Here is a 13,887-nt window from a genome sequence, read left to right as displayed (position 1 = left end):
GCGCGGCGTGACTTACCAGTGGTAGGCCACGGTCGCGTAGTAGTACGAGCCGCTGAAGCCGAACGGCGAGGAGTTCGGGTACGGCAGGATGATGTTGAAGGCGCTGGTGCGGGGCTGGTTCTTGTCGGGGTACTGGTTGGTCACGTTGTTGCCACCGATGGTGAAGCTCCAGTCGTTCCAGTTGTAGCTGGCCGAAAGGTCCAGCAGCACGGCGGAGCCGTAGGTCTGGTCGCCGCTCGGATTGGTGGCGAAGGTGGTCCATTCGCCGTAACGGGTCAGCTGTCCATGCAGGCTCCAGTTGCCCATGGTCCAGTCGCCAGCGACGAAGGCCTTGGTCTTGGGTGTGCCCTTGGTGATGCGGCCCTGTTCGGATCGGTCGATGACGGTCAGGGTCAGGCCCGCCAGGCCCAGCTGCGGCGGATTCGGCGCGATCGAGCGGATCGTGGTCTTGTTCCAGTTGATGCCGCCGGTGAGCTTCAGCGAGGAGCTCTGCAGTTCAATGGGGTAGGTGGATACCAGGTCCGCACCGCGGGTGCGGGTGTTCACCGCATTGGTAAAGAAGCGACCGCCGCTGACGAACGGAATCCCCACCGAGGTGAGGTAGTCCTGCACCGCGGTACCGACCAGGTTGCCGCTCAGGATGATGCGGTTGTCGATGTCGATCTGGTACAGGTCCAGGGTGGTGTACAGGCCGCTGTCCGGCGTCAGCACCAGGCCCACGCTGTAGTTGCGCGACTTCTCCGGCTTGAGGTTCTGGGCGCCCAGCGCCTGCGCCGCCGGGTCGCTCACCGGGAAGGTGCGGATGGTGTACGGCACCAGCACGCCGTTGCCCTGGTTGACGAAGTTGATCGCCGTCGAGGAGTAGTACTCCTGCTGCAGCGATGGCGCACGGAAGCCGTTGGACACAGTGCCGCGCACGGCCACGGTGTCGGTGAACGCGTAGCGGCCCGACAGCTTCGCCGACGTCGTGCTGCCGAAGTCGCTGTAGTGCTCGTAGCGCGCCGCCAGGCCAGCGGAGAACTTGTAGGTCAGGTCGGTCTCGAGGTCGATGTAGGCCGCATCGCTGTTGCGGCTGTGGGTGCCTGCGTCGCCAGGCTGGTAGCCGGGGAAGACCTGGGCGCCGGCGCCGGCGTAGGAGGCGGCATCGCCCTGCTTGATGGTGAACGATTCGTGCCGATGTTCGAGACCCCAGGCCACGGTCAGCGGGCTCTCGAGACCGCTGACATTGAAGTCACGGCTGAAGTCCCCGTTGAAGCTGTCCTGCCGGTTGCTCAGCGTGCCGATGTAGAAGCCGGTCGGCGAGTTTGGATCGAGCGAGTAGTTGTAGGTGTCGGCGGTGTGCAGCTTCCAGTGATTGCCGCCGGTATTGGCGCTCAGGTCGTAGTTCCAGCCCGCCACCTTGCCGCGCACGCCGAGCACTTCGGAGTCGTCGCGGATGGCGCTGTTCTCGATCGGCAGGTAGCCATTCGGGTACTGCGCCAGTGCGCCGGGGTGGCTGCCCGAGTAGGTCGACAGCGAGCGGAAGAAGCCGCCGGAGCTGACGTTGCGCTTGTTGAACAGGGTGAAGGCGTACAGCTGGGCCGCCGGGCTCAGGTCGTACTGGGCGTTGATCGCCGCCTGCTTGGAGCGGGTCAGCGGCAGGCCGTAATGGAAGGTGACGGTGTTGTAGGTCGGGTCGGACGGATAGCGCATGTCCGGACCGGCGCGGTTGGTCGGGTCCTGGTGGCTGGCATTGGCGCTCAGGTGCACCCAGCCCTTGTCGCCGAGCTTGAAGCCGCCATCGGCACCGCCCTGCCAGGTCTTGCCGTCGCCGGTGTCGTAGCGGCCGCCGGTCAGGCTGGCCGAGCCGTGTTGCGCGCCACCCTTGAGGATGATGTTGATGACGCCCGCGATGGCGTCGGAACCGTACTGGGCGGCCGCACCGTCGCGCAGCACTTCGACGTGGTCGATGGCGTTGATCGGGATCGCATTGATGTCCACTGGCGACGAGCCGCGCCCGAGTGAACCGTTGACGTTGACGATGGCGGTCGGGTGCTGACGCTTGCCGTTGATGAGTACCAGCGTCTGGTCGGGCGAAAGGCCCCGCAGCTGCGCCGGTTGGGTCGCGTCGGTGGCGTCGGTGACCGAGGGCTGCGGGAAGTTGAACGACGGCAGCAGCGTGCGCAGCGCGCTCGCAAGATTGGGGGCGCCGGTGTTCTGCAGGTCCTTCGGGGTCAGCACGTCGATCGGCGCCAGCGAGGTGGACTCGGTGCGGTCGAACGAGCGGGTGCCGGTGACCACCACGGTCTGCAGTTCGGTGGTTTTCTTCTTGGCGGCGTCCTGGCTGGTGGAGGCGTCCTGCGCGACGGCTACCTGCGACAAGGCAAGCAGCGTGGCGGCAGCGAGAGCGGTGCGGGTCAGCGTGGGTCGTGAAAGCATGATGTTTCTCCCCGGGTCGACGGGTCGCGTGTGGGGCGCGACGGTTATCCCTGTAGCAGTGGGCCGGATCGCGTGAGATGTTGCGATGCGGCATGATTCCCTGTCTTCGGAAGCTAGGCAGCGGACGCCGTTCTGTCAACCTGACGTTAGTAATATGTAACAAAGGTGTCCCTTGGACCGTCGGGCGCCGTGCTTGAAAATCCCCGGTGCGCCGCCATAGACCGGCGCCATCGAGGTTCCCTGGAGATTCCGATCCATGCCCATCTACGCGTTTGCCTGCAAGGCATGCGGTCATGCATTCGACCGCCTGCAGAAGCTTTCCGATGCCGATCCGACCGTCTGCCCGGCCTGCGGCGCCGAGCAGGTGCAGCGCCAGGTCACCGCGCCGTCGTTCCGGCTGGCTGGCAGCGGCTGGTACGAGACCGACTTCAAGAAGGACGGCGACAAGAAGCGCAACCTCGCCGGGGATGTGGCCGGCCCAGCCCCAGCGGCTCCGGCGGCCCCGGCGCCTTCGTCCAGCAGCGACTGACCACGGTTCAAACCCCGTTGGGGCGGGCGGCTATAGGGTTCGGCTACCTGACTTCGAAGGGGTTTTCATGCGGATTTCTCCCGCCGCTCTCGGCGTTCTGGCCATCGCGATCCTGTCCCTCTCTTTCCCTGGCCCGGTGGAAGCCCGGCAGGGCTGGAACGATCCGGTCCGCTGCAACAGCCAGGACGGACACTACGCCCGCTGTGTCATGCCCTGGCGAAATGCCCGCCTGCTCCGCCAGGAGTCCAAGGCAGCCTGTATCCGAGGGCAGAGCTGGGGTGTCGATCGCGGCGTGTTGTGGGTCGATCGCGGCTGCCGCGGTCTCTTTGTGGCCGCCGACCGCGGGTACGGCGACCGCGATGATGGTGGCTGGCGCGATGGCGATGACCGCGACCGCTGGCACCATCGTGACGACGATGACCGCGGCGGCTGGCGTCCGGGGCGCGATTGGGATCGCGACATCCGTCTGCAGTGCGACAGCAATGGCCGCCACTACCAGATGTGCCGGGTCGACACGGGGCGGCACGGCCGGGCCAGGCTGGTGCGGCAGCTCTCCAGCTCCCGTTGTACCGAGGGCTACAGTTGGGGCTACAACCGCGCGGGCGTGTGGGTCGACCATGGTTGCCGCGGCCAGTTCGTGGTGGAGCGGCGCTGGTGAGGCGGTCGCGGAGCGGGTCCCGACCCGCTCCGCCGTCGGCGGCTTGCGTCGGCTGCGGTGCTACCATTGCCGGTCTTTTCCCTGCCCATCCCGCGATCGCGGCCCGGAGTTCCAAGCGCATGCGCACCCACTACTGCGGACTCATCGACGAGTCCCTGGTCGGCCAGACCGTCACCCTGTGCGGCTGGGTCAACAAGACCCGCCTGCAAAGCCACGTCGCCTTCATCGACCTGCGTGACCACGAAGGTCTCGCTCAGGTGGTGGTGGAGCGCGAGAACGCCGACGCCTTCGCCGTGGCCGGCGAGGTGGGCTACGAGTACTGCCTGCGCGTGACCGGCACGATCCGCGCGCGGCTCTCGGTCAACGACAAGCTGAAGACCGGCACGGTGGAACTGCTGGCCGAGAAGGTGGAGGTTCTGAACGCGGCGAAGGACCTGCCGTTCGCGCTGCACGAGAACCCGAACGAGGACATGCGGATGACCTACCGCTACCTCGACCTGCGCCGGCCCGAGATGCAGGCGATGATGCGCAAGCGCATCAAGCTGGTGCAGGCGTTGCGCCGCTACCTCGACGATCGCGGCTTCCAGGATATCGAGACGCCAATCCTGACCAAGGCCACGCCGGAAGGCGCGCGCGACTACCTGGTGCCCAGTCGCGTGCATCCGGGCCAGTTCTACGCGCTGCCGCAGTCGCCGCAGCTGTTCAAGCAGATCCTGATGATGGCCGGCTTCGACCGCTACTACCAGATCGCCCGCTGCTTCCGCGACGAGGACCTGCGCGCCGACCGCCAGCCGGAATTCACCCAGCTCGACCTGGAGTTCGCCTTCGTCGAAGAGCACGACGTGCAGGACTTCGTGGAGGAGCTGATCCGCCACGTGTTCAAGGAAGTGCAGGGCGTCGAACTGGACGCCGCCTTCCCGCGCATGACCTGGGAAGAGGCGATGCGCCGCTTCGGCTCGGACAAGCCGGACCTGCGCATCGCGCTGGAGCTGGTGGACGTGGCCGAGGCGCTCAAGCACGTCGAGTTCAAGGTGTTCGCTGAGCCGGCCAACGATCCGGCCGGCCGCGTGGCCGCGCTGCGCGTGCCGGAGGCGGCCTCGCTATCGCGCAAGGAGATCGACACGCTGACCGAGTTCGTCGCCCGCTACGGCGCCAAGGGTCTGGCCTGGATCAAGGTGGACGACCTGGCCAAGGGGCGCGAGGGCATCAATTCGCCGGTGGCGAAGTTCCTCGACGACGCGGCGCTGGACGGTCTGCTCAAGGCCACCGGCGCGCAGACCGGCGACATCGTGTTCGTCGGCGCCGGCAAATGGAAGACGGTCACCGACTTCATGGGTGCGCTGCGCCTGAAGGTCGGCAAGGATCGCGGCCTGGTGGAGAATAGCTGGAAGCCGCTGTGGGTCACCGACTTCCCGATGTTCGAATACGACGAGGAGGAAAAGCGCTTCGTCGCCCTGCATCACCCGTTCACCGCGCCCAAGGTCGACGACATCGCCGACCTCAAGGCGAATGCGGCGATCGCGGTGAGCCGCGGTTACGACATGGTGCTCAACGGCAACGAGATCGGCGGCGGCTCGATCCGCATCCATCGTCCGGAGATGCAGAGCGCGGTGTTCGAGCTGCTCGGCATCGGCGCGGAAGAGGCCGAGATGAAGTTCGGCTTCCTGCTCAAGGCGCTGAAGTTCGGCGCGCCGCCGCACGGCGGCCTGGCGTTCGGCATCGACCGCATCGCCGCCCTGATGGCCGGTACCGACTCGATCCGCGACGTGATCGCCTTCCCCAAGACCACCAGCGCGCAGGACTTGATGACCGATGCGCCGTCGCCGGTGGGCGAGGCGCAGCTGAAGGAACTGCACGTGCGCACGGCCGTCGAGCCGTCGGCCTGAAGCGCGATGCTGTCGGCGGAAGGCCGGGGGCGGTGCCGGCAGAATGCACCGCTCCGCCCGGTGGGCTGGGCCTTCTCTTTCCGGTTGATCGATGCCCATGACTGATCAAATCATCCTGTTGCACGGTCTGTGGATGCGCGGTTTCGCGCTGGCCATGCTGCACCGGCGGATGATGGAGTCCGGATTCCGGGTGCACCGCTTCGACTACCTCAGCGTGGCGGCGACGCAGGAACACATCCTCGAGCGCCTGCATGCCCGCATGCGCGACATCGGCGAGAGCGGCGGCGCGGTGCACCTGGTAGGACACAGCCTGGGCGGGCTGCTCGCGCTGAAGGCCTGCCATGGTGCCCGCGGATTGCCGCCGGGGCGCGTGGTGTGCTTGGGGTCCCCCCTGCGCGGCAGCGCCGCAGCGCGCGAGTTCGCGCGGTTCGGTCGTGGCGGTGAGGTGCTGCTGGGCCACAACCGCGACCTGATCGAGAAGGGCTTCGAGCGCTGGGATGCCGAGCGCGAGGTGGGCGTGATCGCCGGCCGGTCGCCGATCGGGCTGGGCTCCGTGCTGACCCATATCGAGGGCGACCACGACGGTACGGTCGCGGTCGCCGAGACCCGGTTGGCGGGCCTGGCCGACCACTGCGTGGTGGACACCAACCACACCGGGCTGCTGTTTTCGGCCGATGTGGCGCGCCTGACCGCCCGGTTCCTGCGCGAGGGGCATTTCGCCGCAGCCGTCGTGCCGGCGGGCTGAGTCCGCGGCGGTGCCCTTCCACCGCCCGCGGGGGGATGGAGTAAAATTCGGCGCTTGTCCACAGTCAGGTTGCGCAACGCCATGGGTAGAGGCCCGTCCATCGAAGGTCGCAAGAACGCCGAAGACGCCAAGCGCGCGAAGGTGTTCACCAAGCTGATCCGCGAAATCACCGTCGCCACCCGTGCCGGTGTCGCCGACCCGTCCGGCAACCCGCGCCTGCGCGCCGCGGTCGACAAGGCGCTCTCGGCCAACATGCCCAAGGACACCATCGAGCGCGCGATCAAGCGCGGCTCGGGCGCCGATGGCGGCGCGGCGATGGAGGAGCTGCGCTACGAGGGCTATGGCCCGGCCGGCGTTGCGCTGATCATCGAGTGCTTCACCGACAACCCCACCCGCACCGTGGCCGATGTACGCCACGCGTTGACGCGTCACGGCGGCAACCTGGGCACCAGTGGCTCGGTGGCGTTCCAGTTCACCCATTGCGGCGAGATCGTGTTCGCCACCGGTGGCGACGAGGCGGCCGAGGAAAAGGTGCTCGAGGCGGCGCTGGAGGCGGGAGCCGACGACGTGGTGAACGAGCACGGCGAGAGCACGGTGATCTGCGCGCCGGAAAACTTCGAGGCGGTGCAGCAGGCGCTCGCCGCGGCCGGGCTGGAGTCCGACCATGCCGGCGTCGGGATGCGTCCGAACAATCGCGTGGCGGTGCCCGCCGACGCGCAGGAAACCATGCAGGACCTGCTCGAGCGGTTGGGCGCGCTGGACGACGTCAGCGAGGTCTACCACAACGCGATCCTGCCGACCGAGGCGACGGATTGATCCGGCGACGGCCCCGGCGCCGCGTCGGCGCGTGCAGCGCATGACCCGCATTCTCGGCATCGATCCCGGCAGCCAGCGCACCGGCGTCGGGATCATCGATGTCGACGCGCAGGGCAAGCTGTGCCACGTGTTCCACGGTGCGCTGGTGGTGGGCAACGAGGCGTCGTTTCCATTGCGCCTGAAACGCATCTTTGACGAGCTGTGTGACATCATCGCCGCCCATCGTCCGTCCGAATGCGGGATCGAGCGCGTGTTCATGGCACGCAACGCCGATTCGGCGTTGAAGCTCGGGCAGGCGAGAGGTGCCGCGATCTGTGCGGTGGTCAGCCAGGGGATCGCGGTGCACGAATACGCAGCAACCGAAGTGAAGCAGTCGGTGGTCGGCAGTGGCCGTGGCGACAAGACCCAGGTCCAGCATATGATCGGCGTCCTGCTCGGGCTCAAGGGGCCGCTGCAGGCCGATGCCGCCGATGCACTGGCGATCGCCGTGACCCACGCGCACACCCGCTCAAGCCTGGCCCGCGTCGGCATACCGCGCACGGCCTGGAGGCGCGGACGATGATCGGTCGCCTGCGTGGCACCCTGGTGTCCAAACAACCGCCGTCGCTGCTCATCGATGTCGGTGGCGTGGGCTACGAGGTCGAGGCGCCGATGTCGACGATCTTCGACCTGCCGGCCACCGGCAAGGAAGTGACCCTGCTCACCCACCATGCGGTGAAGGAAGACAGCGTCGCCCTCTACGCCTTCCTGCACGAGTCGGAGCGCGCCCTGTTCCGCAGTCTGCTGAAGGTCAGCGGCATCGGCGCGAAAATCGCGCTGGCGGTGCTGTCCGGCGTATCCACCGCGGACTTTGCCCGGCTGGTGCAGGCCGGCGACGTGGTGGCGCTGACCAAGATCCCCGGCATCGGCAAGAAGACCGCCGAACGTATCGTGGTGGAACTGCGTGACCGGGTGGAGGGACTGGACCAGGTCCGGCTGCCCGGCCAGCCCGCCACCGGCACTCCGCTGGACGCGACCGGCGAGGCCACGGTCGCGCTGCAGCAGCTTGGCTACAAGCCGGCCGAGGTCACGCGCCTGGTGCAGAAGGTCGCGGCCGACGGCGACAGCGCCGAGGCCATCATCCGCAAGGCGCTGCGCGCCGCCCTGGGCGGCTAGGCAGCCGGGAGTTCCATGAGCCAGCCAACGCAAGTCACGCAACAGGACGGATCCGCCGAGGGCGGCGGGCACGGCAGCGTCTCGACGCTGATCCTGGGCGCCATCGGCGTGGTGTTCGGCGACATCGGCACCAGTCCGCTGTACACCATGCACGAGACCTTCCTGCCCGAGCACGGACTGCATCCGCGACCGGCGACGGTGCTGGGCATCCTCTCGCTGGTCACCTGGTCGCTGATCATCGTGGTGGCGCTGAAGTACGTGAGCCTGGTGATGCGCGCCGACAACAAGGGCGAGGGCGGCATCATGGCGCTTATGGCGCTGGCGCAGCGGGCGGTGGGCCAGTCGGCGCGCATGCGCAAGCTGGTCGTGCTGATGGCACTGCTCGGTGCGGCGCTGTTCTTCGGTGATGGCGTGATCACGCCATCCATCTCCGTGCTGTCGGCGGTGGAGGGTCTGGAGGTGGCGGCGCCGGGACTGGCCCACTGGGTGGTGCCGGTCACCGTGGTGGTGCTGCTGGGCCTGTTCTGGATGCAGCGGCACGGTACCGCCAAGGTCGGCACGGTGTTCGGTCCGGTCATGGTGCTGTGGTTCCTCAGCCTGGGCACCATCGGCGTGTGGAACATCCTCAAGGCGCCGGGCGTGCTGTACGCGCTCAACCCCTGGTACGCCGTGCAGTTCTTCATGACCCACGGCATGGCCTCGGCGCTGGCACTGGGCTCGGTGGTGCTTTGCGTGACCGGCGCCGAGGCGCTGTACACCGACATGGGCCACTTCGGCCGCTTCCCGATCCGCGCGGCCTGGTTCTTCTTCGTGATGCCGGCGCTGCTGCTGAACTACTACGGGCAGGGCGGCCTGCTGCTGGTCGATCCGACCACGATCGACAACCCGTTCTATCACGCCGTGCCGGACTGGGCGCTCTACCCGATGATCGGGTTGGCGACCGCCTCCACCGTGATCGCTTCGCAGGCAGTGATCTCCGGCGCCTTCACCGTGACCCGGCAGGCGATCCAGCTCGGCTTCGTGCCGCGCATGCAGGTGGTGCACACCTCGCGCGAGGCGATCGGACAGATCTTTCTGCCGTGGGTGAACCGGGCGCTGATGGTGGCGGTGATCGCCACGGTCGTGAGCTTCCAGTCTTCCAATGCCCTTGCCGGCGCCTACGGCATCGCGGTGACCGGCACGATGGCGATCGACACCGTGCTGGTGATGATCGTGGCCCGCCGCATGTGGCACTGGAACCGGGCGCTGGTCATCGTGGCCGCGATCGCGCTGCTGTCGGTGGACCTGAGCTATTTCGGTGCCAACACGCTGAAGATCCTGCAGGGCGGCTGGTTCCCGCTGGTGCTCGGCCTGGTGATGTTCGTGCTGATGACCACCTGGCGCCGCGGTCGCGATCTGGTCGTGCGCGAAATCAAGCAGAGCGGACTGGCGCTCAAGCCGTTCATCGCCAACATCACCGAGCATCCGCCGCTGCGCGTCCCGGGGACGGCGGTGTTCCTCACCGCCAATCAGGAGGCGGTGCCGCACGCGCTGTTGCACAACCTCAAACACAACAAGGTGTTGCACGAGCGCAACGTGCTGCTGACCGTCGAGACGCTGGAGACGCCGGTGGCCGAGGCCGATGAGCGGATCCAGCTGGAAGAGCTGGGCGGTGGCTTCTATCTGCTGATCCTTCGCTTCGGCTTCGCCGAGGACCCGAACATCCCGCTGGCGCTGGGGCAATGCTCGCGCAGCGGCCTGCCGTTCGACCTGATGGACACCACGTTCTTCCTGTCGCGCGAGAGCATCGTGGCGGGTGCGCGCCGGCCGGGCATGGCACTGTGGCGCGACAAGCTGTTCGCCTTCATGGCGCGCAACGCGTTGCCCGCCACGGCGTTCTTCCAGATTCCCGGCAACCGCCTGATCGAGCTGGGTGCGCAGGTCGAGATCTGAGCGGCCGGAGCGGGCCGGCACGATCGCGGGGTAGGAGCGCACCCTGTGCGTGACGGTGCCGGATGCAGTCTCGGGCGAAGGCCATCGCGCACAGGGTGCGCTCCTACAGGTGCGCCGCCGCCTGCCATAATGCCGGCATGACCGACCGCATCGTGACCGCCGCCGCCCAACTCGACGACGAGGCGCTGGAGGCGTCCATCCGCCCGAAGCGCCTGGCCGAGTACCTCGGCCAGGCGCCGGTGCGCGAGCAGCTGTCGATCTATATCGAGGCGGCGAAGAAGCGCGGCGGGGCGCTCGACCATGTGCTGATCTTCGGGCCGCCCGGATTGGGCAAGACCACCCTCAGCCATGTCATCGCCAACGAACTGGGGGTCAGCGTGAGGACCACCTCCGGCCCGGTGCTGGAACGCGCCGGCGATCTGGCCGCACTGCTCACCAACCTCGAGCCGCACGACGTGCTGTTCGTGGACGAGATCCACCGCCTGTCGCCGGTGGTCGAGGAGGTGCTCTATCCGGCGATGGAGGACTTCCAGATCGACATCATGATCGGCGAGGGCCCGGCCGCCCGCTCGATCAAGCTGGACCTGCCGCCGTTCACCCTGATCGGCGCCACCACCCGGGCCGGCATGCTCACCGCCCCGCTGCGCGACCGCTTCGGCATCGTGCAGCGGCTGGAGTTCTATACGGCCGAGGAACTCACCGACATCGTGCGGCGGGCGGCCCGGATCCTGGGCATCCCCTGCGAGCTGGAGGGCGCACAGGAGATCGCCCGCCGTTCGCGCGGCACCCCCCGCATTGCCAACCGACTGCTGCGCCGGGTGCGGGACTATGCCGAGGTGCGGGCAGGCGGAGCGATCACCCAGGAGGCGGCGCAGGCTGCGCTGGGCATGCTCAAGGTCGATCCGCAGGGTTTTGATGAACTCGACCGCCGCCTGCTGGCGCTGATCATCGAGAACTTCGACGGCGGCCCGGTGGGCGTGGAGTCGCTGGCGGCGGCGCTGAGCGAGGATCGCGGCACCCTCGAGGACGTGGTCGAGCCGTATCTGATCCAGCAGGGTTACCTGGTGCGCACGGCCCGCGGACGCATGGTCAGTGCCAAGGGCTGGCGCCATCTTGGTCTGGCCCCGCCGCCGCGCCAGGCGCTGGCCCCCGAACTGTTCACCCCTGACCCGGACGAGCGCTGACCCGGCGCGGCGTCCGGCCTGCCCCTTCGCAAGAGAGTCCGACGATGCCCCCCTTCGAATGGCCGGTACGCGTGTATTGGGAAGACACCGACGCCGGCGGCGTGGTCTACCACGCCAGCTACCTGCGCTTCATGGAGCGTGCCCGCAGCGAGTGGCTGCGCAGCCTCGGGGTGGCCCAGTCCGAGTTCAAGGCGCGGACCGGCCTGGCCTTCCTGGTCCGCTCGATGAAGCTGGACTTCCTCAAGGCTGCCCTGCTGGATGATGAATTGCTCGTGACGGTCGAAGTCAAAGAGCGTCGCGCAGCCAGTATCCTGTTCGGTCAGGTCATCCGGCGTCGCGACGGAACCCGCTTGATCGAGGCCGAGGTGCGCGTCGCCTGCGTCGATGTCGAGCGGATGGTGCCGGTACGGATACCGGACGACGCCATCCCCGGCCTGACCCCCTAGATTCCCTTATCCCTGCGGAGAACTCCCCAAGCCATGAACGGTGGACTGAACATTTTCACGCTGGTCGCGGACGCGAGCTGGCCGGTCAAGTTCGTCATGCTGGTGCTGCTGGCGTTCTCCTTCATGTCCTGGGTGATCATCATCCGCAAGTACACGCAGATGAAAGCCGCGACCGAGAGCGCCGAGGAGTTCGAGGAGCGCTTCTGGTCCGGTGGCGACCTGGCCGGCCTGTTCCGCGAGGTGAGCGGGCGTGGCGCCGACAACGGCGGCATGGAGACCATCTTCGAGTCCGGCTTCCGCGAGTTCGCGCGCCAGCGCCAGCGCAAGACCCACGACATGCGCGTGGTGATGGAAGGTACCGAGCGGGCCATGCGCGTGGCCGGCACCCGCGAGATCGGCCTGCTCGAGCGCAACCTCGAGTTCCTCGCCAACGTCGGCTCGATCGCGCCCTACGTCGGCCTGTTCGGCACGGTGTGGGGCATCATGGGCGCGTTCCAGGGCCTGGGCGAGATGAAGGACGTGACCATCGCCGCCGTCGCGCCGCACATCTCCGAGGCGCTGATTGCCACCGCGATGGGCCTGTTCGCGGCGATCCCGGCGGTGTGGGCGTACAACCGCTACGCCAACCGGGTCGAGCGGATCGCCTCGCGCTACGAAGTGTTCCAGGAGGAGTTCTCCTCGGTCCTGCAGCGCCAGATCCAGTCCGACGACATCCGCTGAGGGGCCGCCTGCCATGCGTCCCACCCACCGCAAGCGGCACAAGCTCAAGTCCGAGATCAACGTCGTTCCCTACATCGACGTGATGCTGGTGCTGCTGATCATCTTCATGGTCACCACGCCGATGCTCAACGCGAACGTCGACGTGAACCTGCCGCAGGCCAACGCCCGTTCGCTGAAGGACAAGAAGGACCCGGTCATCATCTCCGTGGGGGCCGACGGCAAGCTGTTCCTCACCCTGGGCGACGCCAGGAAGGAGCCGATCGACGAGCAGGGCCTGAAGACCAAGGTTGGTGCCTTCGTCAAGGCGAACCCCGAGGTCAGCGTGCTGGTGGCCGGCGACCGCGACGGCAAGTACGACGGCGTCTACCAGGTGCTGGCCGACCTGCAGCAGGCCGGGGTGGCCAAGGTCGGCCTGATGAGCCAGCCGCCGCAGGGGACGAGCGCGTCCGATGGACGAAAGTAAGCGCACGCCCCTGGCCGTGGTGCTGGCGGCCCTGCTGCACCTTGGCATCCTGGCGTTCCTCTACCTGGCGATCCTGCCCTGCTCGACCTACGAGAAGTGGTTCGAGCTGCTGCACCTGCCGGCCGGGTGGAACCCGATCGCCTGCGCCAAGCCGCTGGAGCTGCCGGGCCAGCCGATCGAGGCGGTGCTGATCGGCCCGACCGGCGCGCCGCCGCCCAAACCGACCAAGGCGCGTCCGGTCCCCGATTCGGTGCCACCGCCCCCGGCCGTGCCGCCACCGACCCCGACGGTGCAGGCGCCGCAGGTCAAGACGCTGCCGCCGCCGCCGGAGCATCCGGACGTGGTCGACCAGGAGAAGGTCGTCGCCGAGGCGCTGCAGAAGGCCGAGGACGCCAAGAAGGAGCAGGAGGAGCGCCAGCGCCAGCGCCAGGCCGAGCTGGACGCCCAGGCGGCCAGGAAGAAGGAAGAGGAAAAGAAGAAGATCGACGAGCTGTTCGCCAAACTGGACAAGGCGTCGGCGGCCACGCGCCAGGCAGACAACAGGAAGCGCCAGGCGGAACAGCAGCTCAAGGATCTGCAGAACACCAGGGACGACGGCCTGCCGGACGTGCCGGCGGCGACCCAGCGGCAGACCGGCACCAACGGCAAGGACGACAGCCTGCTGGCCAAGTATCAAGCAGCGATTCAGAACGCGGTCACGCAGAACTGGCTGCGGCCGGATAACATGCCGAGCGCTCCGTGTGTCGTTCATATCACCCAGCTGCCCGGCGGCGACGTCATGAGCGCCAAGGTCGACAGCAGCTGCCCGTACGACGACGCCGGACGCCGATCGGTGGAAAACGCGGTACTTCGCGCGCAACCCTTGCCCTACAAGGGATTCGAGAGCGTGTTCCAGCGTGATCTCACCTTCACCTTCAGGCCGCAATGATGAGGCT

The 13,887-nt window shown here is 67.6% G+C and carries 14 protein-coding genes; 13 read left to right on the top strand and 1 reads right to left on the bottom strand.

The window, feature by feature from the left end:
- Positions 1 to 12: 12 nt before the first annotated feature.
- On the bottom strand, positions 13 to 2,418 hold the full coding sequence (locus ATSB10_RS10875; protein ID WP_063672746.1) for a TonB-dependent receptor plug domain-containing protein: 2,406 nt from the start codon (positions 2,416 to 2,418) through the stop codon (positions 13 to 15).
- 256 nt (positions 2,419 to 2,674) lie between these two features.
- Between ATSB10_RS10875 and ATSB10_RS10870 the strand changes: the two genes are divergently transcribed.
- From ATSB10_RS10870 to tolA, 13 genes are all read left to right on the top strand, one after another.
- The gene (locus ATSB10_RS10870; protein WP_063672744.1) at positions 2,675 to 2,947 is read left to right on the top strand and encodes an FmdB family zinc ribbon protein; all 273 of its coding nucleotides are present in this window, start codon (positions 2,675 to 2,677) and stop codon (positions 2,945 to 2,947) included.
- A gap of 67 nt (positions 2,948 to 3,014) precedes the next feature.
- Entirely contained in the window at positions 3,015 to 3,605 is a 591-nt protein-coding gene (locus ATSB10_RS10865) for a DUF3011 domain-containing protein (RefSeq protein ID WP_063672743.1), read from the top strand.
- Between the two features lie 119 nt (positions 3,606 to 3,724).
- Positions 3,725 to 5,491 carry an aspartate--tRNA ligase gene (gene aspS, locus ATSB10_RS10860; RefSeq protein ID WP_063672742.1) on the top strand — a complete coding sequence of 589 codons (1,767 nt, stop codon included), beginning with the start codon at positions 3,725 to 3,727 and terminating at the stop codon, positions 5,489 to 5,491.
- Positions 5,492 to 5,588: 97 nt separating this feature from the next.
- Positions 5,589 to 6,236 carry an esterase/lipase family protein gene (locus ATSB10_RS10855; RefSeq protein WP_063672740.1) on the top strand — a complete coding sequence of 216 codons (648 nt, stop codon included), beginning with the start codon at positions 5,589 to 5,591 and terminating at the stop codon, positions 6,234 to 6,236.
- A gap of 81 nt (positions 6,237 to 6,317) precedes the next feature.
- A complete protein-coding gene (locus ATSB10_RS10850; RefSeq protein ID WP_063674446.1) occupies positions 6,318 to 7,052 on the top strand; it encodes a YebC/PmpR family DNA-binding transcriptional regulator in 735 nt (244 codons plus the stop codon).
- Positions 7,053 to 7,092: 40 nt separating this feature from the next.
- Complete coding sequence (ruvC, locus tag ATSB10_RS10845; protein ID WP_063674445.1) at positions 7,093 to 7,614, top strand: crossover junction endodeoxyribonuclease RuvC; 522 nt, start codon at positions 7,093 to 7,095, stop codon at positions 7,612 to 7,614.
- A complete protein-coding gene (gene ruvA, locus ATSB10_RS10840; RefSeq protein WP_063672738.1) occupies positions 7,611 to 8,207 on the top strand; it encodes a Holliday junction branch migration protein RuvA in 597 nt (198 codons plus the stop codon). Before ruvC ends, ruvA begins: the two co-directional genes overlap by 4 nt.
- A 15-nt stretch (positions 8,208 to 8,222) precedes the next feature.
- Complete coding sequence (locus tag ATSB10_RS10835) at positions 8,223 to 10,139, top strand: potassium transporter Kup (RefSeq protein WP_236886404.1); 1,917 nt, start codon at positions 8,223 to 8,225, stop codon at positions 10,137 to 10,139.
- A 137-nt stretch (positions 10,140 to 10,276) separates the two neighbouring features.
- Positions 10,277 to 11,323: a Holliday junction branch migration DNA helicase RuvB gene (gene ruvB, locus ATSB10_RS10830; RefSeq protein WP_063672736.1), complete on the top strand. Its 1,047-nt coding sequence runs from the start codon at positions 10,277 to 10,279 to the stop codon at positions 11,321 to 11,323.
- 44 nt (positions 11,324 to 11,367) lie between these two features.
- Positions 11,368 to 11,769: a tol-pal system-associated acyl-CoA thioesterase gene (gene ybgC, locus ATSB10_RS10825; protein WP_063672734.1), complete on the top strand. Its 402-nt coding sequence runs from the start codon at positions 11,368 to 11,370 to the stop codon at positions 11,767 to 11,769.
- 33 nt (positions 11,770 to 11,802) lie between these two features.
- Complete coding sequence (tolQ, locus tag ATSB10_RS10820; protein WP_063672732.1) at positions 11,803 to 12,489, top strand: protein TolQ; 687 nt, start codon at positions 11,803 to 11,805, stop codon at positions 12,487 to 12,489.
- 13 nt (positions 12,490 to 12,502) lie between these two features.
- Positions 12,503 to 12,952, top strand: coding sequence for a protein TolR (tolR, locus tag ATSB10_RS10815; RefSeq protein ID WP_063672730.1), 450 nt, complete (start codon positions 12,503 to 12,505; stop codon positions 12,950 to 12,952).
- Positions 12,939 to 13,880, top strand: coding sequence for a cell envelope integrity protein TolA (gene tolA, locus ATSB10_RS10810; protein WP_063672728.1), 942 nt, complete (start codon positions 12,939 to 12,941; stop codon positions 13,878 to 13,880). Before tolR ends, tolA begins: the two co-directional genes overlap by 14 nt.
- The last annotated feature ends 7 nt before the right edge of the window (positions 13,881 to 13,887 follow it).

The sequence above is a fragment of the Dyella thiooxydans genome, from assembly GCF_001641285.1.
Classification (GTDB): domain Bacteria; phylum Pseudomonadota; class Gammaproteobacteria; order Xanthomonadales; family Rhodanobacteraceae; genus Dyella_A; species Dyella_A thiooxydans.
Note: the sequence above shows the minus strand (reverse complement) of the source record. Positions and strands in the feature narration are given on the sequence as shown.

Coding starts and splice junctions, on each gene's coding strand:
- ATSB10_RS10875 (WP_063672746.1), bottom strand. CDS start 2,418: ATGCTTTCACGACCCACGCTGACCCGCACCGCTCTCGCTGCCGCCACG.
- ATSB10_RS10870 (WP_063672744.1), top strand. CDS start 2,675: ATGCCCATCTACGCGTTTGCCTGCAAGGCATGCGGTCATGCATTCGAC.
- ATSB10_RS10865 (WP_063672743.1), top strand. CDS start 3,015: ATGCGGATTTCTCCCGCCGCTCTCGGCGTTCTGGCCATCGCGATCCTG.
- aspS (WP_063672742.1), top strand. CDS start 3,725: ATGCGCACCCACTACTGCGGACTCATCGACGAGTCCCTGGTCGGCCAG.
- ATSB10_RS10855 (WP_063672740.1), top strand. CDS start 5,589: ATGACTGATCAAATCATCCTGTTGCACGGTCTGTGGATGCGCGGTTTC.
- ATSB10_RS10850 (WP_063674446.1), top strand. CDS start 6,318: ATGGGTAGAGGCCCGTCCATCGAAGGTCGCAAGAACGCCGAAGACGCC.
- ruvC (WP_063674445.1), top strand. CDS start 7,093: ATGACCCGCATTCTCGGCATCGATCCCGGCAGCCAGCGCACCGGCGTC.
- ruvA (WP_063672738.1), top strand. CDS start 7,611: ATGATCGGTCGCCTGCGTGGCACCCTGGTGTCCAAACAACCGCCGTCG.
- ATSB10_RS10835 (WP_236886404.1), top strand. CDS start 8,223: ATGAGCCAGCCAACGCAAGTCACGCAACAGGACGGATCCGCCGAGGGC.
- ruvB (WP_063672736.1), top strand. CDS start 10,277: ATGACCGACCGCATCGTGACCGCCGCCGCCCAACTCGACGACGAGGCG.
- ybgC (WP_063672734.1), top strand. CDS start 11,368: ATGCCCCCCTTCGAATGGCCGGTACGCGTGTATTGGGAAGACACCGAC.
- tolQ (WP_063672732.1), top strand. CDS start 11,803: ATGAACGGTGGACTGAACATTTTCACGCTGGTCGCGGACGCGAGCTGG.
- tolR (WP_063672730.1), top strand. CDS start 12,503: ATGCGTCCCACCCACCGCAAGCGGCACAAGCTCAAGTCCGAGATCAAC.
- tolA (WP_063672728.1), top strand. CDS start 12,939: ATGGACGAAAGTAAGCGCACGCCCCTGGCCGTGGTGCTGGCGGCCCTG.